This window comes from Acidobacteriota bacterium (assembly GCA_020853395.1).
GTDB lineage: Bacteria > Acidobacteriota > Vicinamibacteria > Vicinamibacterales > SCN-69-37 > JADYYY01.
The window spans coordinates 15,814-36,906 of record JADYYY010000009.1; the positions used below are offsets into that span (position 1 = coordinate 15,814).

Genomic DNA, 21,093 nt, shown 5'->3' on the forward strand with positions numbered 1-21,093 from the left:
CGTGTGCCATCGAACCCGGTTCCTTATATAGTCAGCGCATGCCAGTCGATCCCGCGCTCCTCGAGATTCTGGTCTGCCCGGAGTGCAAGGCGCCGGTGCAACCAGTCCACAACGGCGCGGGCCTCAAGTGCCCGAAGTGCCGCCGCGTCTTCCCGGTCAAGGACGACATCCCCGTCATGCTGCTCGACGAGGCGACGATCGAGAACTGAGCCGTTGACGATCCTGCTCGTCCGGCCGCGCCTGATCGGCGACGTCATCCTGACGACGCCAGCCGTACGGGCGATTCGGCGGCGGTATCCCGACGCGCGGCTGCTCTATCTCGTCGAAGCCCTGGCCGCTCCCGTCATCGAGGCCAACCCGCACGTCGACGACGTCATCACGCTGCCCTACCGCCGAGGCTGGCAACGGGTCAAAGACGACGTCGTCATGGCGCTGGACCTTCGGAGCCGCCGGATCGACGTCGCGATCGACTTCCACGGCGGGCCGCGCAGCGGCTGGCTCACGTGGGCCAGCCGCGCACCGACGCGCATCGGCTACGATGTGGCGGGTCGCGGCTGGATGTACACGCGGACGGTGCCCCGTGGGCCCGTCGCAACGCCGCGCCACTCGGTGCTGAACCAATGGGATCTGTTGATTGCGCTCGATCGCGGGTTCGAGACGCTGCCGACGCCTGACGTCGATCGCGTCGAGATGCCCGTGACGGCGAGCGCGCTCTGCGCCATCGACAGGCGGCTGGCCGACGCCGGCCTGACCGCCGGGCAACCGCTCGTCATCATGCACGTGAGCGCGAGAAACCGGTTTCGCCGCTGGCCGGAGGCGTCGTTCGCGGCCGTCGCCGCCGGCCTCGTGCGTCACGACAGCGTCGTGGTGGTCATGGGTGGGCCGTCGGACCGCGACGCGGCCGAACGCGTCATCGAAGCGGCGCGGCAGACGGCGGGACGCGCGGCACAGCGCATCGTGCCGGGCGAGGGCTGGAGCTTGGCCGAATTGCGCGCGGTCATGGAGCGCGCCTCGATGTTCATCGGCGGCGACAGCGGGCCGCTGCACGTGGCGGCCACGTCCGACGTCCCGATCGTGGCGCTCTACGGGCCGACGCTGCCGGGTGTGTGGGCGCCGTGGCGGCCGTCGCACCTCGCCTGGACCGCCGTCGATGCCGGCCCGCTACCCTGCAGGCCGTGCGCACAGCGCGAATGCGCGCCCGGAGACTTCCGATGCTTGACGAACATCGCGCCGTCGGCGGTGCTGAACGCCGCGGAACACCTCCTGGAGCGCGCCCGATGACGCGGCCGCCGGACAACGCCGAGCGAGCGGCGTACGTCGCGCTCGTCGCCAGCCTCTCGATCGTTCAGATCAACCTGCTCGCCGCACAAGCGAGCTTCGGCGTCGCGGCGATCGCCTGGCTGCTCGTCGCCTTCCGCGAACGCCGGGCGCCGGTTCCCGCGTTCTTCTGGCCGCTTGCGTTGTTCGGCGCCGCGACGCTCGCGAGCGCGGCGTTCTCGGAAGACCCGCGGGCGAGCCTCGTCGACTGCAAGCAGCTCGTGCTGTTCCTCATGGTGCCGATGGTGGCGCGGCTGGCGCGGGGGCCTCGGGCCATGACGGCGCTCAACTCGATCCTCGTCGTCGGCGCCATCGGCGCGCTGATCGGCGTCGCCGAGTACGCGCTGTTCGGGTTCGACGACCTGCATCGGCGGCCGACAGGATCGCTGTCGCACTACATGACCTACTCGGGCGTCATCATGCTGGCGCTCAGCAGCGCGGTGGCGCGGCTCGTCTACTACCCGGACCAGCGCGTCTGGCCGGCGATCGCCGTACCGGCGATGTGCGTCGCCCTCGCGGTGACGTTCGCCCGCAACGCGTGGATCGGCACGGTCGCCGCCGTCACCACGATCCTGGGCGCGCGCCGGCTGCGGCTGCTCGCCGCGGTGCCGATCGTCGTCGGCCTGTGCCTGCTCATCGCGCCGGCGGGCATCAGGAACCGCGCGCTGTCGATCTTCGACCCGAGCAATCCCACCAACCGCGACCGCGTGGCGATGCTCACGATCGGCCGGCGCATCGTCGCCGACCATCCGTGGTTCGGCGTCGGGCCCGACCAGATCAAGGTGGTCTACGCCGCCTATCGTCCGCCCGACGCGGTCAACCCGACGAACCCGCACCTTCACAACGTGCCGATGAACATCGCGGCCGAGCGGGGCCTGCCGGCGCTCGCCGTCTGGCTCTGGTTCATCGCCGCCGCGGCGGCACCGTTGTGGCGTCAGGTACGGGAGGGGCCCGCGCAGGCGATCGCCGCCGCCGGCCTCGCGGCGATCGTCGCGATGCTGGCGGCCGGGCTGTTCGAGTACAACTTCGGCGATTCGGAGTTCCTGATGCTGTTCCTCGGTCTGATCACGCTGCCGTTCGCGGCGCGCGCGCGTTCGATCGATCCAGAGGGGCGATGAGGGCCTTGTCCGATCTGATCGGCAGGCTGGCCACTCGTCGCGTCGCCGTCGTCGGCGACGTGATGCTCGATCACTTCCTCATCGGCCACGTCGATCGCATCTCTCCGGAGGCGCCGGTGCCGGTCGTCTGCTTCGAGCGCGACGAGTACCGGCTGGGAGGTGCGGCCAACGTGGCCCAGAACGTCGCGACACTGGGCGGACAGGCCTCGGTCGTGGGTCTGATGGGGGACGACGACGCCGCGCGCGAGCTGTGCCGGCAGCTCCAGATCGCCGGCCTCGACGCCGGCGGGCTCGTGCAGGACGCCACGCGGCCGACAACGCGGAAGATGCGCATCGTGACGAACCGCAACCAGCAGGTGGCGCGCGTCGATCGCGAACGAGACGCCGAGGCCACCGGGCGTGTGCTCGACGAGCTGATCGATCGCATCCGGCATGCTGCCGCCACGACGGATGCGCTCGTGCTCAGCGACTACCGCAAGGGAGTCGTGGTGCCGGCGGTGATCGCGGCAGCGGTGGCCGCCGCCGCGACGCGCGGGATTCCGGTCCTCGTCGATCCGAAAGTCGCGCACGCTGAACGGTATCGCGGCGCGTCGCTCATCACGCCGAACCATCACGAAGCCGAGCTGATGGCGCGTACCGTCATCCGCACGATCGACGATGCGCGCCGGGCCGCGCGGCTGCTGCGCGAGCAGACCGGTGCAAACGTGCTGATCACCTGGGGAGAACACGGCATGTGGATGCTGGACGGATCGGGCGCGACCGTCGTCGAGCAGGCGCTGCCGGCGATGGCGCGCGAGGTGGCCGACGTCACCGGAGCGGGCGACACGGTCATCGCGGTGCTGGGGCTCGCGCTCGCCGCGGGGGCCGCGCTGGCGGACGCGGCCCATCTCGCGAACATCGCGGCCGGTCTGGTTGTCGCGCGGTTCGGCCCGGCATCGGTCACGCCCGAGGAGCTGTCGGCCGCGACGCTGGCCGGCGCCTGATTCGAGCCGCATGCTCAGCCGCCGTGACGTGACCGTCTGGATCGTCGCGTTCCTGGCGGTCGCGTGCTGGATCGTGGCGATTCGGTTCGAGAGCGCCGACGCCGACTCGATGTTGTACGCCGGCCTTTCCGCCCGCATCGCCGAGCAGCCATGGCCTCGCTGGATTGCGCCCGAGTGGTGGGGCCTGTGGCCGCGCATCGGCTTGACCGGCTACTTCCGTGAGCATCCGGTCGGCGGCTTCGTTCTGCCGGCCCTGCTGGCACGCGCCGGCGTTCCCGGCGAACAGGCGGCCTACATCGTCGGCGTCGCCGCCGGCTTGGCGGTGCTGCTGCTGATCGGCCACCTGGTGGCCGGCGTCACGTCGCGCGCGGAGGCGCGGGCGTCGCTCGTGCTGCTGCAGTGCATGCCGGTCGCCTTCGTCTTCCGGGTGCGCGCCAACCAGGAGTACCTGCTGCTCGCGTGCCTGCTCGTCATCATCGTCGGACTGGATCGCGCGAGAGCGTCGTGGAAGGGAGTGGGGCTCGTCGTCTGCGGCGTCTGCGGCGCATTGCTCGTCAAAGGTGCGTTCCTGGTGCTGGTGCTGGCCGGCGCGGTGCTCTGGCTCGCCGCGAACCCGCGTCAGGCGCCTGGCTCATCGAGCCGTGCGGTGGGGTCGCTCGCCATCGCGCTCGGCGCCGCCGCCGCAACCGCCGTGGGTTACGAGGCGTTCTACCGCCACGTGACGGGCGAGTCGTTCTTCGCCACCTACTGGGAACGGCAGTTCTCGGAGGTCGACGTCGCCACACCGGTGAACGGTGCGGCGACCTTCGTCCAGCACGTCTGGTTTTACATCGTCCGGCTGCTCTGGCATCCCGCGCCGTGGAGCCTGTTCTTCGTCGCGGCGCTGTGGCGGCATGGCGTTCGCGGCGCGGCTGACGACGACGGGCCGAGAGCACGGCGGGCGCTGTGGTTCACCGCCGCATACGCCCTCGCGCTGGTGGTGATGCTGAGCCCGTCGAGCCGCGTGGCAGAACGGTACGTGTTCTACGCGACCTACGCGGTCGCGGCCGCGGGCACCGTCGCGGCCTATCGCGGCGCACCGCGCCTTCGACGCACGCTCGATCGGCTCGATGCGAGCCTCCCCGCATTTCCTGCCCTCGTGTGGTTCGCGTTGATCGCCGCGCGCCTCGGGCTCGGCCCGTTTCTCCCGCGATGGTGAAGGCCGGCGAGTCGAAGACGAGCGCGACTCGAAACGTTGAGAAGGCCGTCGAACAGTGCGGTGAGCGTCGCGGGCGTCAGCGACACCCGCGGACCGCGACCTCACGTCGGCGGCCGACGCCGCGTCGTGTTGACGCCAGACGGTCTCGCGCTTCACCGGACTTCGCGCTCGAGCCGCCAGATGTCCGGCCGCCGTTCGCCGAGCAGGCGATAGTTCTTCTCCTGGATTGCGCGCACGACGAGCGCGCGATCGCGATAGAGTGACCGGTCCGTGAAGTTGCGGCGCGCGATGGCGACGTGCGCGACGGCCGACGCGATCAGCACGGCCACAGCGACGCGACGACACCAAGACCATCGCAGCAGCCGCTCCCACCAGGAGAACGCATAGATCACGACGAGCGGCATGGCGATGTAGAACGCGTGCGATGCCGGCCGCCTCACGGAGAAGACGAAGCTCGCGGCGACGGCGCCGAGCGCGATGGCCGTCGCCCGCCGCACGCCACGCTCCTGCGGCGACTCGACTCGAGGCACCACGAGGCCGATGGCCAGCACCGCCGCCTGAACGACGCCGACGATGGCGCCCGCGACCACGAACGGCGCCGCCCACCAGAAGCGCGCGAGAAACGCGAGCCGCTCGTCCGTGTTGCCGCCGATGAATCGCGGCAGCTCCAGGCTGGCGAACGAGAAGAACTGCGCCGCCACCTGTGGGAACCGCAACAGGTTCGCGGGCTCGAACACAAGATTGGCGCCCGTGCGAGCGGCGACGCCGCCAGCCCCGGCGGCCAGGACCGTGGGCAACAGCGTCGCCCCAGCCACCACTCCGCCGAGCGCGGCCCAGCCGATGCCGCGCCGCGCACCTCGGGCGTCTTCCCTCCAGGCCACGACGAACACGACTGCAGCCAGCAGAGCCAGCAGCGCCGCAGACAGGTGCTCCTGATACACCCAGAGGACGCCGAAGCCGAGGCCGAACCAGGCGAGCGCCCGACGCACGATGCCGGCGCGCGTGGCAGGCACCAGCTCGAGCGCGGAGATCGTGTAGACGATGGCGCCGATCATCACGTACGACGTGTTGACGACGTGAGCCGACATGTTCAGCGTCCAGGGACTGAAGAACATCCAGCTCCACAGCCACCATCGCGGCACGTCGGGCTGGCGGCGCGCCACGTACCAGCCGAGCAGCAACAGCGCCGCGAACGAGAGCACGTTGAGGAGCGCGTAGGGCGCCTCCGGCTCCTGCACGATCCAGAGCGGGCCACCGACGAGCAGACCTTGAAGTCCGCCGGGAACCTGGGTGTGCGTGTAGACGACGTCGGGCCCGTAGAGCGGCCAGATGCCGGTCGTGTAGAACTGCAGCCCGATCAGGTAGACCTGGAACTCGTCGTCGCCCCAGAAGTCGTTCGTGACGCCGAAGAGCAGCCGCACGAGGAACGCGGCGGCGAACAGGCCCACAACGGCCGGCCGCGTCAGACGACGCGAGGTGCCGGCCGCCGCCGAGCTCATCGGTTCGCGATCACGATCACGCGTTGCACCCATGCAGGGTCCGGACGGAGCAGCGTCTCGCCACGCTGCCAGACACCGAGATTCAAGTACGTGACGTCGGCGAGCCGCGGAAAGCGGCGTCCCTCACGCTCGACAACGGCCAGCGTACGCGCATCGACCACGGCAATCGATCGGCCCGGCGAGTCGAGCACCTCCAGCAACTGGCCCGGATCGGCGGGCGTGACGTCCGCGATCACGACCGGGCGCTCGGCGTAGAGCGTCAGCGTCCGCGCGAACGCACCGCAGGAGCAGACCTGCACGTCGCGCGGCGCCGTGCGCAGGATGGCACCGACGATTTCGGCCGGTTCGGGACGCGGCGGCGACAGCAGCGTGCCGGCGAACACGCCGAGCGCGAGCGCGGCGGCGCCGCCGACGACGAGCGGCAACCGCCGGCGGGCGGCGACGCACGCGCCAACCACGGCCACGGCGGACAGCAGCGTCATCGCCACGGGCCCGGCCGTGGTGACGTCCGCGCCCGCACGCGCGAAGATGGCCGCGGCGCGCCAGAGCAGCGCGCTGACCGCCAGCATCATGAGCGTGGCGAGCACCGACGAGAGCCGGAAGGCATCGAGCCGGCGGGTCTCGGCGGCGGTCGCGCGCGACCAGATCGAACGTCCGAGCAGGATCGACAGCGGCACGAGGCACGGCAGGATGTAGCGAGGCTGGCTGCCGACCGAGAGCATGAAGAACGCGAGCGGACCGAGCGTCCAAGAGATCAGCCGCATCTCGACCGGCGTCGTCCGGCGCCGACCGGCGAGCGCGTCCGCCAGCGCCGGCCGCCACAGCACGAAGTACGCGGACCACGGCAGGAGACCCGCGATGATGACCGGGACGTACATCCAGCCGCGCCACTGGTTGTAGGTGGACGTCGCGAAGCGATCGACGTTCTCACCGATGAAGAACTGGCGGGCGTAGTCCAGGCCCTGCGCGTGCATCACGGCGAGATACCACGGCGCCGCGATCAGCAGGAACACGCCCGCGGCGGTCGCGAGCGGCACGGGGCGCAGCGCGTCGGGCCAGCGCCGGTCGCCGCGGCGCGCGCGCCACGCGAGCCAGGGTGCGAGGACCGTGACCGGCAGCGCGATGGCCACGGGGCCCTTGTCCAGCATGCCCAGAGCCGCGGCGGCGGCCGCGACGAACAGCCAACCGTGCCCGTGCCGTCGATCCGGGGTCCGGGGAACCACCTCAGCAGGCGAGAGCGCTTCGAACGCCGCCCAGATCGAGACGGTGACGAAGAACGCGAGCGGCATGTCGGGCAGCGATTGGCGGGCGAACGGCGCGACGCCGAAGCCCGTGGCGACGATCGCGCCGGCGACGAGACCTTCCGCCCGCCCGAACCAGCGGCGTCCGATGGCCGCCGCGACGAGCGCCAGGCCCGTGCCGGCCAGCGCCGACCAGACACGCGCGTTGAGCTCGTCCACACCCGCCACCGCATACGTCGACGCGATGAGCCAGTAGAACAGCACCGGCTTCTGCAGCCGCGGCTCGAAGTTGTAGTGCGGCGTCGTCCAGTCGCCGCTGACGACCATCTCGCGCGCCGCCTCGGCGTAGTACGCCTCGTCGGAATCGGTGATGGCGGATCGTCCGAGCGCGAACACGAACGTCAGCAGGCAGACGAGGACCAGCAGGAGCCCGCCGCGGCGCATGAGCGTGGAATATATCAATCGGGACCCGCGGGCGGACGGCGACGATCGCGGACGCGCGCACGGCGATCGGCGATCGGCATCATCGCGCCAGGGCGCGAATCGCGACGGCGCAGGCCGGCGGAACGCCGCACGACTCAGTGCCGGAAGTGACGATGGCCCGTGAACACCATCGCCAGACCGTGCTCGTCGGCAGCGGCGATCACTTCGGCGTCCCGCACGGAGCCTCCGGGCTGGACGACGGCCGTCGCACCCGCAGCGGCGACCGCGTCGAGGCCGTCGCGGAACGGGAAGAACGCGTCGGACGCCGCCACCGATCCGCTCAAGCGTTCGGCCCCTTTGAGCACGGCGGTCTTGACCGCGTCGACGCGGCTCATCTGGCCGGCGCCGATCGCGAGCGTCACGTCCGGCCCCGTGAAGATCACGGCGTTGGACTTCACATGAGCGCACACCCGCCACGCGAAGCGCAACGCGCGCCACTCGTCCGTGGTCGGAGCGCGCCGGGTCACGACCTTGACGACGCCGTGGCCCGGCCACGACTCGCCCGCCTCGAGCACGCGGTCGCGTGCCTGCACGAGCCACGCCCCGAGAATCGATCGAACGTCGCGCGCCCCGTCGAGGCCCGCGAACGACGTCGTCACGACGCGCAGGTTCGGCTTCGCCGCGAGAATCGCGAGCACCTCGTCCCGCGGCTCGAGCCCAGGCGCCACGACGGCCTCGAGGAAGGTCGCGGTGAGCACCCGCGCCGTCTCGACGTCGATCGGCCGGTTCAGGCCGACGATGCCGCCGAATGCCGACAGCGGATCCGCTTCGCGGGCGCGCCGGCAGGCTTCCGCCAGCACCGAGGCGGTCGAGACGCCGCACGGATTGGTGTGTTTGATCACGGCCGCTGCGGGCTCGTCGAACTCGAGGGCGATCCGCGCGGCCGCGTCGAGATCGAGCAGGTTGGTGAACGAGAGCTCCTTGCCCTGGTGGACCGCCGCGCCGCCGAATCCGAGCGGCCCCTCCGAGTACCACGCGGCGTGCTGATGCGGGTTCTCGCCGTACCGCAGATCGCGCAGCTTGGTGAGCCTCGGCCGCCACACGGCCGGCAGCAGGTCGACGGCCGGTCCGCGCTCCCGGACGAACTCCCCCTCGTCGTCCACGCGCACCTCGTCGAGGGTCGCGGCGATCATCTGGTCGTAGGCGGCGGTGTGCGCGAAGGCGCGGCGCGACAGCTCGAACCGGAACGCGACGCTGGGGCCGTCGGCCGACGAGAGCGCCGCGAGCACCGCGTCGTAGTCGGCCGGATCGACCACGACGAGCACGTCGCGGAAGTTCTTCGCCGCCGCGCGGACGAGACTCGGACCGCCGATGTCGATCTCCTCGACCAGATCGTCGAACGGCAGATCGGCCCGCGACGCCGCGCGCGCGAACGGATAGAGGTTCACGACGACGAGATCGATGGGCCGGATGTCGTGATCGCGCAGCGCCGCGAGATCGCCGGGACGATGGCGGCGCGCGAGGATGCCGCCGTGGACGCGCGGGTGCAGCGTCTTGACGCGGCCGTCGAGCATCTCGGGGAAGCCGGTGACGTCCGAGATGCCGACGACCGGAATGCCCGCGGCGCCGAGCGCCTTCGCCGTGCCGCCCGTCGACACGAGCTCCCACCCGGCGTCCGCGAGAGCCCGCGCGAACGGCACCAGCCCGGTTTTGTCCGACACACTGATCAGCGCACGCATCGCTTCATTCCTCGGCATTCGTCGGCCGTCCGGTCGCCAGCGCCGGCAGGGCCGGCCCGTCCAAACGGGCGAGGTTTGCTCTTGACAATCGAGAGTATTGCGTCTAGAGTCCGCCGTTGACGTTGAGCACGCTGGCGTCAGTCACAAGGCCGCATGTTGCGGCTTTTTTTATACTCCGTCGCGGTCCGCGTAGCTGACGGAGGGGTCATCGCGGCGGCGTTTCGCCGCGTGTTCGTAAGGCAGGCAAGTAGTATGCGCATTACCGGTAAGGTCAAGTGGTTCAATAACGCCAAGGGGTACGGATTCATCGAACGCGAGGGGGGCAACGACGTCTTCGTGCACTTCTCCGCGATCCAGGGGTCCGGCTTTCGAACGCTCGAAGAAGGCCAGCAGGTCGAGTTCGAGATCGTCGACGGCCCCAAAGGGCCGCAGGCCGGCAACGTCACCAAGCCCAGCTAGGCCGCGGCGGGGGGCCGGCGCACCGGGCTCCGGTCCCTCGATTTCCATGCCCCCGGTCATCCGCCCGTCGTCTCCTACCTGATCAAGCACCACACCAGCGGCAGCCAGAGTTCGCGCGCGTACGGCACGGGCCGATCGTCGACCAGCACTTCGACCCCCGGCACGTCGGCGATGACTTCGTACAGGTCCCGTAGCCGGACCGGCCGGTCGGATGGAAAGAACCGCGCCCGGTGCACGACACGCCCACCCGAGGCCACTTCCACGTGCTCGTCCGCCGCCTTCGCGAGCGCCACGGCTCGATCGTAGCGTTCGCCATCGAACGCCGGAAACACGAGAGAGATCGAGAACGGCAACGGTACGGCGCCGAAGACCGCCGCGGCCAGCTCCGGGTGGAGCTTCGCCAGCTCCTCCTCGCTCGGCTGCTCGGCAAGCTCGGCGTACGGCCAGAACCGCTCGAGCGGGCGGTACTTCGGTTCCTCGGGCAGCACGCGGTCAGGCGCTTCGTCGTCCGGCATCGGCCTCAGAGGCTGGACACTCGCTCACTTCGCCACCGGCCACGACGTCAGAAGATGGAGCTCACGGACGTCGCGGCGATCGACAGCAGCCGTCCCGGCTGGATGCCGAGGTAGAAGACGGCGACCACGGCGGCGACCATGCCGGCAGCAGCCACGGCCGGCACCACTGGGCGATGGCCGGGCGCCTGTTCATCCGTCATGTACATCTGGACGACGATCCGGAGATAGAAGAACACCGACACGACGCTCGTCAGCACGCCGAGAATCGCGAGCGCGTAGAGCCCTTCGCGGATCGCCGCGTTGAAGATGTACCACTTGGCGACGAACCCGACCATCGGCGGAAAGCCGCCGAGCGACAGCAGGAACACCGTGAGCAGCGCCGACAGCCCGGGCCGCTCGCGCCAGAGGCCCGCGAAGTCGCGGATCTCGTCGTGCTGCCGGTCTGGCGTGGACAGCGCGGCCAGCACGCCGAACGCGCCCAGGTTGGTGACGGCGTACGCGACGAGGTAGAAGAGGATCGCGGCCTTGCCGGCGGCGCTGGCGGCCACGAGCCCCACCAGCAGGTAGCCCGCGTGCGCGATGCTCGAGTAGGCGAGCATGCGTTTGACGCTCGACTGCGCGACGCCGACCACCGTGCCGAGCACCATGGTGAGGCCAGCAATGGCCGAGACCACCGGAATCCAGTCCACGCGCAGCGGCTCGAGCGCCGTCAGGAACACGCGCACGAACCCGGCGAACGCCGCGGCCTTCACGCCGGTGGACATGAACCCGGTGACGAGGGTGGGCGCCCCCTGGTACGCGTCCGGCGTCCACATGTGGAACGGCACGGCCGAGATCTTGAACGCGAACCCAACGAGCAGCAGCACCGTCGAGAGCAGCAGCAGGATGCCGGGATTCAGCGCAGCGCTCGCCACGCGGACCCCGAGCTCGTCGAGCCGCGTCGTGCCGGTCACGACGTAGGCGAAGGCGATCCCGTACAGGAAGAACGCGCTCGAGAACGCCCCGAGGACGAAGTACTTGAACGCCGCCTCGGCGCCCTGCTCGCTCGTGCGCTTCAGGCCGGTCATGACGTACACGGCCAGCGACATGATCTCGAGCGCGATGAAGATCACGAGCAGGTCCAGCGTGGCGCCCATGAGCATCATCCCGGAGATCGAGAACAGCATGAGCGCGTAGTACTCGCCCACCGGCAGGCGGTCGCGTTCGGCCGTTCCGTCGGACAGCAAGATCGTCAAGAGGCCGATCGCGCAGAGGGTGATGTTGAAGAACAGCGTGTAGTCGTCGACGACGATGACGCCGAACGCGGTGGTCGGCCGATCCCAGAGCAGCGTCGAGACCACGATGGAGCCGGCGAGACCGATGATGCCGAGCCAGCCGACCGGCATCGACTCCCCCGGCCGCCGCAGCGCCTCTGCCAGCAGGACGGCGCACGCCGACAGGACGACGATGAGGACCGGGATGACGGGGATGATGTCGTTGAGCATGGGTCAGCGGGAGGCCGGCAGCGACTGTGGAGGCAGGACGGCCGCGGCCGCCGCCGACGCGGCGTCCACGGTGACGGGTGCGGCCGGCGGCGCGACCGACGCGTTCGCCGGCTGCCCGGTGCGGACGATCTGCTCGACGGTCCGGCGCACGGCCGGCTCCATCGGCTTCAGGAACACGTTCGGCGCCACGCCCATGACGATGCACATCGCGCAGACGGGCGCGATGACACACCACTCGCGCAGGCTGAGATCGCGCAAGCCGCGGTTCTTCTCGTTGGTCACGGGCCCGTAGTTCACGCGCTGGAACATCCAGAGCATGTAGACCGCCGAGAGGATCACGCCCGTCGCGGCCACCGCGGTGAACACGCGCGCGCTCTGGAGCGTCGCGCTGCCGAACGCGCCGATCAGGATCAGGAACTCGCCGATGAAGCCGTTCATGCCGGGCAGCGCCACCGAGGCGAGCGTCACGAGCAGGAACGCGGCGACCAATTGCGGCGTGACCGCCTTGAGGCCGCCGTACTCGGCAATCTGCCGCGTGTGACGGCGATCCGACAGCATCCCGACGATGAGGAAGAGCCCGCCGGTCGAGACGCCGTGCGCGAGCATCTGGTAGACGGCGCCCTGAATGCCGTTGACGTTGAGCGCGCACAGTCCCAGCACGACCACGCCGAGGTGGCTCACCGACGAATAGGCCACGAGCTTCTTCATGTCCGGCTGGACCATCGCCACGAGCGCGCCGTAGACGATGCCGATCACCGCGAGCAACGCGATGTACGGCGCGAACATCCGCGCAGCGTCCGGGAAGAGCGGAAACGCGAACCGGAGCAGCCCGTAGGTGCCCATCTTCAGCAGCACGCCGGCCAGGATCACCGACCCGGCGGTCGGCGCCTGCACGTGCGCGTCGGGCAGCCACGTGTGGAACGGGAACAGCGGCACCTTGATCGCGAACGCGACCGCGAACGCGAGGAAGAGCCACATCTGCAGCCCGGGACGGACGCCGAGCGCCTGCAGGTCGATCAGGTCGAAGCTCGGCAGGCCGACCAGCCCCTCGTGGTGGTACGCGAGCCAGAGGATGGCCAGGAGCATCAGCACGCTGCCCGCCATCGTGTAGAGCATGAACTTGATCGAGGCGTAGATCCGGCGGTCGTAGCCCCAGATGCCGATCAGGAAGTACATCGGCACCAGCATCGCGTCCCAGAACACGTAGAAGAGGAAGAGATCGAGCGACACGAACACGCCGATCATGGCGGCCTCGAGGGCCAGCATGAAGAACGAGAACTCGCGCACCCGGTCCTCGATCGACTCCCACGAGCAGAGGAGCGCAATCGGCGTCAAGAACGTCGTGAGCACGACGAGCAGCAGGCTGATGCCGTCCACCCCGACGTGGTACGAAATCCCGAAGTCCGGGAGCCAGGCGAGCCGCTCCTGGAACTGGTACTCGGCCGACGTCGCGTCGAACTGCGCCCAGAGCGCCAGGCTGACGACGAAGGTCACGAGCGACACAGCGAGCGCGAGCTTGCGAACGAGCGCGTCGCGCTCCCGGCCGACGAGCAGCACCAGGACCGCACCGGCCAGCGGAAGGAGGACGAGCGTGGTCAGGATGTGAGCGTTCATCGCCAGAGGTAATACCCGAGAATCGCAACGACCCCGACGAACAGGGACATCGCGTAGGCCCGCACCGATCCGGTCTGGAGCCGGCGCAGCACCGCGCTCCAGCCGCGCACGACGAGCCCGACGCCGTTGACCGTTCCGTCGATCAGGCCGGCGTCGACGCCGCGCCACAGCAGGCCGGAAGACAGCCGCTTGATCGGCTGGACGATCGCCGCATCGTACAGCTCGTCCACGTAGTACTTGTTCAGGAGCAGGCGGTGTAGCCCGCCGAACTGCGCCGCCAGCGCATCCGCCCGCCGCGGCGCCGTCAGGAACAGCATCGTCGCGAGGCCGATGCCCGCGAATGCGACGACGATCGAGAGGCCCATCAGGGCGAACTCGGTGCTGGCGTGATGCGCGCCCTCTTCGGCCGGCTCCGTCTCGGCCGCGGCTTCGGCGATTGTCGCGACCGGCGCGTGGAAGCTCGGCTCGAGAAAGGCCTCGATGCGGTTCCCGCCGTGCACCAGGGCGTTCGGAATCCCGACGTAGCCGGCGAGGACGGATCCGATCGCGAGCACGACGAGCGCGATCGCCATGGCCGGCGGAGCATCGTGCGTGCCGCGCGCGTGGCCGTGCTCGCCGTGGCCCGGGTCTGGCGCGGCGTGGCCGTGGCCCGCGGGCGCGACCTCGTGACCGTGCCCGGGCGCGCGCCGCTCACCGAAGAACGCGAGATACAGCAGGCGGAACATGTAGGTCGCCGTCAGGAACGCGGTGAGGAGCGCGAGCCCCCAGAGCACGACGTGGCCGCGCGCGAAGGTCTGCCAGAGAATCTCGTCCTTCGAGAAGAACCCCGACAGGAGCGGCACGCCGGCAATCGCCAGCGTCCCGACGAGAAAGGTCCAGTAGGTGATCGGCAGATCCTTCTTCAGACCGCCCATGTTGCGGAGGTCCTGCTCGCCGTGGAGCGCGTGGATCACGGCGCCCGATCCGAGGAACAGCAGCGCCTTGAAGAACGCGTGGGTGTAGAGATGGAAGATCCCGCCGGCGAACGCGCCCACGCCCATCGCCAGGAACATGTAGCCGAGCTGCGACACGGTGGAGTACGCGAGCACGCGCTTGATGTCGGTCTGGACGAGGCCGATGGTGCCGGCCATGAGCGCCGTCAGGCAGCCCACGATGGCGACGACCTCGAGCGTCATCGGCGCGTGGCTGAACAGCACCGCGTTGCGTCCGATCATGTACACGCCCGCCGTCACCATCGTCGCCGCGTGGATGAGGGCGGAGACCGGCGTGGGCCCCTCCATCGCGTCGGGCAGCCAGACGTACAGCGGCAACTGCGCCGACTTGCCGGTCGCACCCAGGAAGAGCAGCAGCGTGATCAGCGTGAGGATGCCGGCGGTGGCCTCGACCGGCATCGCCGCCACTCTGGCGGCGACCGCCTGGAAATCGAGCGTGCCGAACGTCGCGAAGATCGCGAGCATCGCGAGGACGAACCCGAAGTCGCCGATCCGGTTGACGATGAACGCCTTCTTGCCGGCGTCGGCGGCCGAATGCCGCGTGTAGTAGAAGCCGATCAGCAGGTACGAGCAGAGGCCCACGCCCTCCCACCCGACGAACATCACGGGGAAGCTCGCGCCCAGCACGAGCACGAGCATGAACGCGGCGAACAGGTTCAGGTACGAGAAGTACCGCGCGAACTCCGCGTCCGTCTCGTCGTGCATGTAGGCCGTCGAGTACAGGTGAATCAGCGTGCCGATCCCCGTCACGACCAGGATCATGACGGCCGCGAGCGGATCGAGCCGGAGCGCGAGCGGCACGTCGAGCGTGCCGGACGAGATCCACGAGAAGACGCGCTCCTCGATCGCCCGCACGCCGCCGACCGGCTCGACGCCGAGCATCGTCCAGACCGCCGCGACGGCGACGCCGAACGACAGCGCCATCGCCGCGGTCGCGATGCCGCCCGACAGGCTCTTCGGCGCCCGCCGGCCGACGGTGGCGTTGGCGAGGAACCCGAGGAACGGGAGCAGGGGGATCAGCAGCAGCACGCGGTCACCATTTCAGCGACGTAAACGCGTCGGGCGTCAGCGTTTCCTTGTGCCGGAACAGCGCGATGACGATCGCCAGCCCGACGGCCGCTTCGGCGGCCGCGACCGTCATGACGAAGAACACGATGATCTGCCCGTCGATCGCGCGGTGATAGCGATCCGCCGCCACGAACGTCAGGTTCACGGCGTTGAGCATCACCTCCACCGAGAGCAGGATCGTGATCAGATTCCGGCGCAGGAACACGCCCGCCGTGCCGATCGTGAAGAGCACGGCGGACAGCATCAGGTACGAGTTGAATGTCGGCTCCGGCAGCATCAGCCGCGTTCCTTCCGGGCGAGCACGATCGCCCCGACCATGGCGATGAGGATGAGGACGGACGTGGCTTCGAACGCGAAGCCGTAGTCCTGGAAGAGACGCACGCCGATGTCCTTGACGGTCGCCGGCGCCGACTCGCTCGGTGACGGCAGCGACGCGCCCTGCAACTGGCGCAGCGCCCAGGCGAGCTCGACGATGAGCACGGCCGACAGCACCGCCCCGAACCGGCGCGGGCCGGCGCCGCCGAACAGGCGGGCGTGGTATCCGGACGGTGGGTCCTCCGTCGGCACGTTCAGCAGCATGACGACGAACAGGAAGACCACCATGATGGCGCCCGCGTAGATGATGATCTGGATCGCCGCGACGAACGGCGCCTCGAGCAGCACGTAGAGGCCGGCCAGCGCCGCGAACGAGACGATCAGGAGCAGCACGCTGTACATCGGGTTCCGCTGCCCGACGACCAGGAGCGAGGCGACGACCGCAACGGCCGCGAACACCCAGAAGAAGAGCGCGTCCATCAGCGGGCTACCAGACGAAGTAGACGACCACGAAGGCCGTCACCAGGAGATTGAGGACCGCGAGCGGCAGCAGGTACTTCCACCCGAACTCCATGAGCTGGTCGTACCGGTAACGCGGCAGCGTCCACCGCATCCAGATGTAGAAGAACAGCAGCGCGAAGACCTTGACGAGGAACCAGATCCACCCCAGCCACTCGGGCAGCAGCGGCCCGTGCCAGCCTCCGAGGAAGAGGTTCGTGGCGACGGCCGAGACGGTCACCATGTTCACGTACTCGGCCAGGAAGAAGAGCGCGAAGCTCATCGAGCTGTACTCGGTGTGATACCCGGCGACCAGCTCCTGCTCGGCTTCGGGAAAGTCGAACGGCGCGCGATTCGTCTCGGCCACGCCGGCCGTCAGGAAGATGAAGAAGCCGAGCGGCTGCACCCAGAGGTACCAGTGGCCCACGCCGAGGAAGCCGCCGGCCTGCTGGCCGACGATCTCGCGCAGCGACAGCGACCCGGCCAGCATGATGACCGCCGCGAACGACAAGCCGTACGAGATCTCGTAGCTGATCATCTGCGCCGACGACCGGAGGCCGCCGAGCAGCGCATACTTGCTGTTCGAGCTCCACCCGGCGAGCACGATGCCGTACACGCCCATCGACGTGATCGCGAAGATGACGAGCAGGCCGACGTTCACGTCGGCGGCCGCCAGGTGAATCGGCTTCTCGAGCAGCCCGAAGAGGTCCGTGTCCGCGCCGAACGGCACGACCGCGAACGCCGCGAACGCCGCCACGGCGCTGAGCACCGGCGCGACGTAGAAGAGAATCGGGTCGGCGGCCTTCGGCCGCAGCTCCTCCTTGAACAGCAGCTTGACGATGTCGGCGAGCGGCTGCAACAGGCCGCGCGGGCCGACCAGATACGGCCCATACCGCTGCTGCACGAACGCGGCGACCTTGCGCTCCATGTACACGAGCACCGCCGCCGAGATCTGCAGCGCGAAGAACACGACGAGGATGACGGCGACGTTCGCCACGAGCGACGGCGGAATCTCGAATGGCATGGCTCAGTGGGCCGCCGCGAGCGATCGCGAGGCGGCGCGCCAGGGCGCCGGCAGCGGGCAACGGCCCTCGCGCACGTGCGCCTCGTACTCGGCGCGGAACGTCTTCACGGTCGACAGCACGGGCGTGGCGGCCGCGTCGCCGAACGCGCACAGCGTCTTGCCCATGATGTTGTTGCCGATCGACAGCAGCAGATCGAGATCGCGCATCTGCCCGTCCCCGCGCTCGATCTTGCCGAGGATCCGGTGGAGCCAGTCGCCGCCCTCACGGCACGGCGTGCACTTGCCGCAGGACTCGTGCTTGTAGAAGTGCAGCAGGTTCTCGGCCGCCCACACCATGCACGTCGTCTCGTCCATGACGATGATGCCGGCCGACCCGAGCAGCGAGCCGGCCTGCGCGACGCCGTCGAAGCTGGCCGTCACGTCGAGCTGGTCGGGCAGGAGCACGGGCACCGACGATCCGCCCGGGATCACGCACTTCAAGGCGTGGCCGCCCCGAATGCCGCCCGCGAACCGGTCGTCGTACACGAGATCGCGCAGCGTGACGGTCATCGACGCTTCGTAGACTCCCGGCTTCTTCACGTGCCCGCTCACGCAGAACAGCTTCGGGCCGCCGTTCTTCTCGGGCCCGAGGCCGGCGAACCACTCGGGGCCGCGATCGACGATGAGCGGGACGTTGCAGAGGGTCTCGACGTTGTTGACCGCGGTCGGACAGCCGTACAGGCCCTCGACCGCCGGAAACGGCGGCTTCAACCGCGGCTGCGCGCGCTTGCCCTCGAGCGACTCGATGAGCGCGGTTTCCTCACCGGCCTCGTAGGCACCGGCCCCGCGGTGCACGTAGATGTCGCAGTCGAAGCCCGTGCCCATGATGTTCCGGCCCACGTAGCCGGCCGCGCGCGCCTTCTCGAGCTCGGCCTCGAGCACCTGCTGCACGTGGTAGAACTCGCCGCGAATGTAGATGTAGGCGACCTTCGCGCCGATCGCATGGCAGCCGATCAGGCACCCTTCGAACAACAGGTGCGGGTTGCGCTCCATCAGCACGTGGTCCTTGAACGTGCCGGGCTCGCTCTCGTCCGCGTTGCAGCAGATGTACTTCGGCTTGGGCGACTTCTTGTCCACGAACTGCCACTTGAGCCCGGTCGGGAATCCGGCGCCGCCGCGGCCTCGCAGCCCCGACGCCTTCACCATGTCGATCACGGCCTCGGGCGTCATGGCCAGCGCCTTCCTCAGCGCGCCGTAGCCGCCGTGCCGCGTGTACGCGTCGAGCGCATAGCCGTGGGCGTCGCGCACGTGCGGAGTCAGGAACAGCTCCACGTCACTTCTCCACTTTCAGATGGCAGCCGGTGAGCACCGACGGGCCCTGCGTGCGGAGCCCCTCGACGAGCGCGCGTGCCGCCTCCGCCGACTGGCATTCGTGCCAGTGATCGTTGACGCCCACGACCGGCGCGCGATCGCACGCGCCCAGGCACTCGACTTCGAGCAGCGTGAACTCCCCTGCCGGATCCGTCTCGCCCGGCGCGATGCCGAGCGCCTGCGCCAGCTCCTCGGTGACCCGCTCGGCGCCGAGCAGCGCGCACGACAACGTGCGGCAGACCTGCAGGACGTACTTGCCGACCGGCCGCGTGTAGAACATCGTGTAGTACGACACGACGTCCTCGACCTCCGCCGTCGTGCACCCGATGGCCTCGGCCACGTGGCGCATGGCGTTCAGCGTGAGATAGCCCTGCTGCCGCTGCGCCAGGAACAGCGCCGAGAGAATCGCCGACTTGCGCCGCTCCGGCGGGTACTGCGCGCAGAGCCGTTCGAACGTGGTGCGGTTCTCCGGCGTGTAGGCGAACGGCGGCCCTTCTTCCGGGATCGCCCGCGCGGACTTGTGGTGCCCGCGACCGTAGTCCATGACCGGATGGAAACTCATGGCTTGATCCTTGTAGGGCAAAGGGCAAAGGGCAGAGGGCAAAGGTCAGGAACGAGCTGGCGCTGGCCAACTATTCCTTTGGCGCGGATCCCGGCGCCCTTGCCGAACGACCAGTGGGCCAGCGTCAGTTCACCCTTGCCGAACAACCAGTGGGCCGGCATCAGTTCACCCTTGCCGAACAACCAGTGAGCCAGCGTCAGTTCACCCTTGCCGAACAACCGGTGGGCCGGCATCAGTTCACCCTTGCCGAACAACCGGTGGGCCAGCATCAGTTCAGCCTTGCCGAACAACCAGCCGGCCAGCGCCAGGTCACTCCTGCTGAACAACCAGTGAACCAGCGTCAGTTCACTCCTGCCGAACAACCGGTGGGCCAGCATCAGTTCACCCTTGCCGAACAACCAGTGGGCCAGCGTCAGTTCATTCCTGACCTTTGCCCTCTGCCCTTTGCCCTTTGCCCTGCTGCCTGCCCTGCTGCCTGCCCTGCGGCCTGCGCTTCTCATCTCACCTGTCCACGTCGCCCATGACGACGTCGGTGGAACCGATGATGGCGATCAAGTCGGCCACCAGGCCGCCGACGACCAACTTGCTGAGCGCCTGGCACGCGTAGAACGACGGCGCGCGCGCTTTGACCCGCATCGGCCGGTTCGTGCCGTCCGACACGATGTAGAAGCCGTGCTCGCCGCGCGCTCCCTCCACCGGCACGTAGGCCTCGCCCTTCGGCACGTTGAACCCCTGCGAGTAGATCAGGAAGTGCTGGATGAGCGCTTCCATCTCCGTGTAGACGCGGTCCTTCGGCGGCGGGACGACACGGTAGTCGCCGCAGTCGTAGGGGCCGGTCGGCGAGATCCGCTCGAGCGCCTGAAGGCAGATCTTCACGCTCTCCCGCATCTCGTCGAGCTTCAGCGAGTACCTCGCGAAGACGTCGCCGTCGGTGCGCGTGGGGACGACGAAATCGAACGTGTCGTATTTCAAGTACGGGAACACCTTGCGCACGTCGTACGGGATGCCGGCCGCTCGCGCGATCGGCCCGACGAGCCCCATCGCCAGCGTGTCCTCGCGCGACAGCTTGCCCACGCCCTTGGTGCGCCGCAGCCACACGTCGTTCTTCGTGAGCAGCTTCTCGTACTCGTTCAGCTTGTCCGGAAAGACGTCGAGAAACGCCTTCACGGCCTGATGGAACCCGCGCGGCAGGTCCTCGCGCAGCCCGCCGACCCGGATGTAGCTCGGAAACATCCGGAACCCGGCGAGCATCTCGTTCAAGTTGAGCAACTGCTCGCGCTCGCGGAAGCAGTACATCATCACGGAGATCGCGCCGATCTCCATGCCGTGCGTGCCGAGCCACACGAGATGGCTGCTCAGCCGCTGCAGCTCGGCGATCAGCACGCGGATCCAGGTGACGCGATCCGGCATCACGCGCTCGAGCCCGAGCAGCCGCTCCACCGACAGGCAGTAGGCCAGGCTGTTCGACTGCGGGCCGAGGTAGTCCATCCGCTCGACGAGCGGCACGACCTGCTGCCATTTCTTCTGCTCGGCCGTCTTCTCGATGCCCGTGTGGAGGAAGCCGATGGTGGGCTCGAGCGAGACGATGGTCTCGCCGTCGAGCTCCAGCACGAGGCGCAGCACGCCGTGCGTGCTGGGGTGCTGCGGCCCCATGTTGACGGTCATCGTTTCCGATCGAATCTCAGGCATCGTCT

The 21,093-nt window shown here is 69.1% G+C and carries 20 protein-coding genes; 6 read left to right on the top strand and 14 right to left on the bottom strand.

The genetic code is table 11. The features are described 5' to 3' along the window. Positions 1-38 precede the first annotated feature (38 nt). From IT184_08085 to IT184_08105, 5 genes are read left to right on the top strand one after another with little or no spacing between them, the layout of a single operon-like run. Positions 39-209: a Trm112 family protein gene (locus IT184_08085; protein ID MCC7008760.1), complete on the top strand. Its 171-nt coding sequence runs from the start codon at positions 39-41 to the stop codon at positions 207-209. A gap of 4 nt (positions 210-213) precedes the next feature. Next, a complete protein-coding gene (locus tag IT184_08090; protein ID MCC7008761.1) occupies positions 214-1,281 on the top strand; it encodes a glycosyltransferase family 9 protein in 1,068 nt (355 codons plus the stop codon). Next, a complete protein-coding gene (locus IT184_08095; protein MCC7008762.1) occupies positions 1,278-2,435 on the top strand; it encodes an O-antigen ligase family protein in 1,158 nt (385 codons plus the stop codon). Before IT184_08090 ends, IT184_08095 begins: the two co-directional genes overlap by 4 nt. Positions 2,436-2,440: 5 nt before the next feature. Next, positions 2,441-3,418, top strand: coding sequence for a D-glycero-beta-D-manno-heptose-7-phosphate kinase (rfaE1, locus tag IT184_08100; protein ID MCC7008763.1), 978 nt, complete (start codon positions 2,441-2,443; stop codon positions 3,416-3,418). Between the two features lie 10 nt (positions 3,419-3,428). Next, positions 3,429-4,616 (top strand): glycosyltransferase family 39 protein, encoded by a 1,188-nt coding sequence (locus IT184_08105; GenBank protein ID MCC7008764.1) that lies wholly within the window; start codon positions 3,429-3,431, stop codon positions 4,614-4,616. Between the two features lie 152 nt (positions 4,617-4,768). Here IT184_08105 and IT184_08110 read toward each other — a convergent pair whose 3' ends face one another. From IT184_08110 to purH, 3 genes are all read right to left on the bottom strand, one after another. After that, positions 4,769-6,115, bottom strand: coding sequence for a hypothetical protein (locus tag IT184_08110; GenBank protein MCC7008765.1), 1,347 nt, complete (start codon positions 6,113-6,115; stop codon positions 4,769-4,771). After that, positions 6,112-7,800: a glycosyltransferase family 39 protein gene (locus tag IT184_08115; protein MCC7008766.1), complete on the bottom strand. Its 1,689-nt coding sequence runs from the start codon at positions 7,798-7,800 to the stop codon at positions 6,112-6,114. Before IT184_08115 ends, IT184_08110 begins: the two co-directional genes overlap by 4 nt. A gap of 134 nt (positions 7,801-7,934) precedes the next feature. Next, positions 7,935-9,536 (bottom strand): bifunctional phosphoribosylaminoimidazolecarboxamide formyltransferase/IMP cyclohydrolase, encoded by a 1,602-nt coding sequence (gene purH / locus IT184_08120; GenBank protein MCC7008767.1) that lies wholly within the window; start codon positions 9,534-9,536, stop codon positions 7,935-7,937. Positions 9,537-9,770: 234 nt separating this feature from the next. Here purH and IT184_08125 point away from each other — a divergent pair, with 234 nt between their 5' ends. Next, a complete protein-coding gene (locus IT184_08125) occupies positions 9,771-9,977 on the top strand; it encodes a cold-shock protein (protein MCC7008768.1) in 207 nt (68 codons plus the stop codon). Positions 9,978-10,051: 74 nt separating this feature from the next. Here the strand turns inward: IT184_08125 and IT184_08130 are convergent, their stop codons facing one another. From IT184_08130 to nuoD, 11 genes are read right to left on the bottom strand one after another with little or no spacing between them, the layout of a single operon-like run. Then, on the bottom strand, positions 10,052-10,492 hold the full coding sequence (locus IT184_08130) for a hypothetical protein (GenBank protein ID MCC7008769.1): 441 nt from the start codon (positions 10,490-10,492) through the stop codon (positions 10,052-10,054). A 47-nt stretch (positions 10,493-10,539) separates the two neighbouring features. After that, on the bottom strand, positions 10,540-11,976 hold the full coding sequence (locus tag IT184_08135) for an NADH-quinone oxidoreductase subunit N (protein ID MCC7008770.1): 1,437 nt from the start codon (positions 11,974-11,976) through the stop codon (positions 10,540-10,542). Between the two features lie 3 nt (positions 11,977-11,979). After that, complete coding sequence (locus IT184_08140; protein MCC7008771.1) at positions 11,980-13,590, bottom strand: NADH-quinone oxidoreductase subunit M; 1,611 nt, start codon at positions 13,588-13,590, stop codon at positions 11,980-11,982. After that, entirely contained in the window at positions 13,587-15,611 is a 2,025-nt protein-coding gene (nuoL, locus tag IT184_08145) for an NADH-quinone oxidoreductase subunit L (protein MCC7008772.1), read from the bottom strand. The genes IT184_08140 and nuoL overlap by 4 nt, the downstream gene beginning before the upstream one ends. Before the next feature lie 4 nt (positions 15,612-15,615). Further along, complete coding sequence (nuoK, locus tag IT184_08150) at positions 15,616-15,927, bottom strand: NADH-quinone oxidoreductase subunit NuoK (GenBank protein MCC7008773.1); 312 nt, start codon at positions 15,925-15,927, stop codon at positions 15,616-15,618. Beyond that, positions 15,927-16,445: an NADH-quinone oxidoreductase subunit J gene (locus tag IT184_08155; GenBank protein ID MCC7008774.1), complete on the bottom strand. Its 519-nt coding sequence runs from the start codon at positions 16,443-16,445 to the stop codon at positions 15,927-15,929. The genes nuoK and IT184_08155 overlap by 1 nt, the downstream gene beginning before the upstream one ends. A gap of 7 nt (positions 16,446-16,452) precedes the next feature. Next, complete coding sequence (gene nuoH / locus IT184_08160; protein MCC7008775.1) at positions 16,453-17,487, bottom strand: NADH-quinone oxidoreductase subunit NuoH; 1,035 nt, start codon at positions 17,485-17,487, stop codon at positions 16,453-16,455. Positions 17,488-17,490: 3 nt separating this feature from the next. Continuing rightward, a complete protein-coding gene (gene nuoF, locus IT184_08165) occupies positions 17,491-18,798 on the bottom strand; it encodes an NADH-quinone oxidoreductase subunit NuoF (protein MCC7008776.1) in 1,308 nt (435 codons plus the stop codon). 1 nt (position 18,799) lies between these two features. Beyond that, complete coding sequence (gene nuoE, locus IT184_08170; GenBank protein MCC7008777.1) at positions 18,800-19,399, bottom strand: NADH-quinone oxidoreductase subunit NuoE; 600 nt, start codon at positions 19,397-19,399, stop codon at positions 18,800-18,802. Continuing rightward, complete coding sequence (locus tag IT184_08175) at positions 19,396-19,899, bottom strand: hypothetical protein (GenBank protein ID MCC7008778.1); 504 nt, start codon at positions 19,897-19,899, stop codon at positions 19,396-19,398. The genes nuoE and IT184_08175 overlap by 4 nt, the downstream gene beginning before the upstream one ends. 1 nt (position 19,900) lies before the next feature. Next, positions 19,901-21,088 carry an NADH dehydrogenase (quinone) subunit D gene (gene nuoD / locus IT184_08180; protein MCC7008779.1) on the bottom strand — a complete coding sequence of 396 codons (1,188 nt, stop codon included), beginning with the start codon at positions 21,086-21,088 and terminating at the stop codon, positions 19,901-19,903. Positions 21,089-21,093 lie beyond the last annotated feature (5 nt).

Bases quoted from the DNA above. Each gene is read 5' to 3' on its own strand.
- IT184_08085 (MCC7008760.1), top strand. From the start codon at position 39: ATGCCAGTCGATCCCGCGCTCCTCGAGATTCTGGTCTGCCCGGAGTGC.
- IT184_08095 (MCC7008762.1), top strand. From the start codon at position 1,278: ATGACGCGGCCGCCGGACAACGCCGAGCGAGCGGCGTACGTCGCGCTC.
- IT184_08105 (MCC7008764.1), top strand. From the start codon at position 3,429: ATGCTCAGCCGCCGTGACGTGACCGTCTGGATCGTCGCGTTCCTGGCG.
- IT184_08110 (MCC7008765.1), bottom strand. From the start codon at position 6,115: ATGAGCTCGGCGGCGGCCGGCACCTCGCGTCGTCTGACGCGGCCGGCC.
- IT184_08115 (MCC7008766.1), bottom strand. From the start codon at position 7,800: ATGCGCCGCGGCGGGCTCCTGCTGGTCCTCGTCTGCCTGCTGACGTTC.
- purH (MCC7008767.1), bottom strand. From the start codon at position 9,536: ATGCCGAGGAATGAAGCGATGCGTGCGCTGATCAGTGTGTCGGACAAA.
- IT184_08125 (MCC7008768.1), top strand. From the start codon at position 9,771: ATGCGCATTACCGGTAAGGTCAAGTGGTTCAATAACGCCAAGGGGTAC.
- IT184_08130 (MCC7008769.1), bottom strand. From the start codon at position 10,492: ATGCCGGACGACGAAGCGCCTGACCGCGTGCTGCCCGAGGAACCGAAG.
- IT184_08135 (MCC7008770.1), bottom strand. From the start codon at position 11,976: ATGCTCAACGACATCATCCCCGTCATCCCGGTCCTCATCGTCGTCCTG.
- IT184_08140 (MCC7008771.1), bottom strand. From the start codon at position 13,590: ATGAACGCTCACATCCTGACCACGCTCGTCCTCCTTCCGCTGGCCGGT.
- nuoK (MCC7008773.1), bottom strand. From the start codon at position 15,927: ATGCTGCCGGAGCCGACATTCAACTCGTACCTGATGCTGTCCGCCGTG.
- IT184_08155 (MCC7008774.1), bottom strand. From the start codon at position 16,445: ATGGACGCGCTCTTCTTCTGGGTGTTCGCGGCCGTTGCGGTCGTCGCC.
- nuoH (MCC7008775.1), bottom strand. From the start codon at position 17,487: ATGCCATTCGAGATTCCGCCGTCGCTCGTGGCGAACGTCGCCGTCATC.
- nuoE (MCC7008777.1), bottom strand. From the start codon at position 19,399: ATGAGTTTCCATCCGGTCATGGACTACGGTCGCGGGCACCACAAGTCC.
- IT184_08175 (MCC7008778.1), bottom strand. From the start codon at position 19,899: ATGAGAAGCGCAGGCCGCAGGGCAGGCAGCAGGGCAGGCAGCAGGGCA.
- nuoD (MCC7008779.1), bottom strand. From the start codon at position 21,088: ATGCCTGAGATTCGATCGGAAACGATGACCGTCAACATGGGGCCGCAG.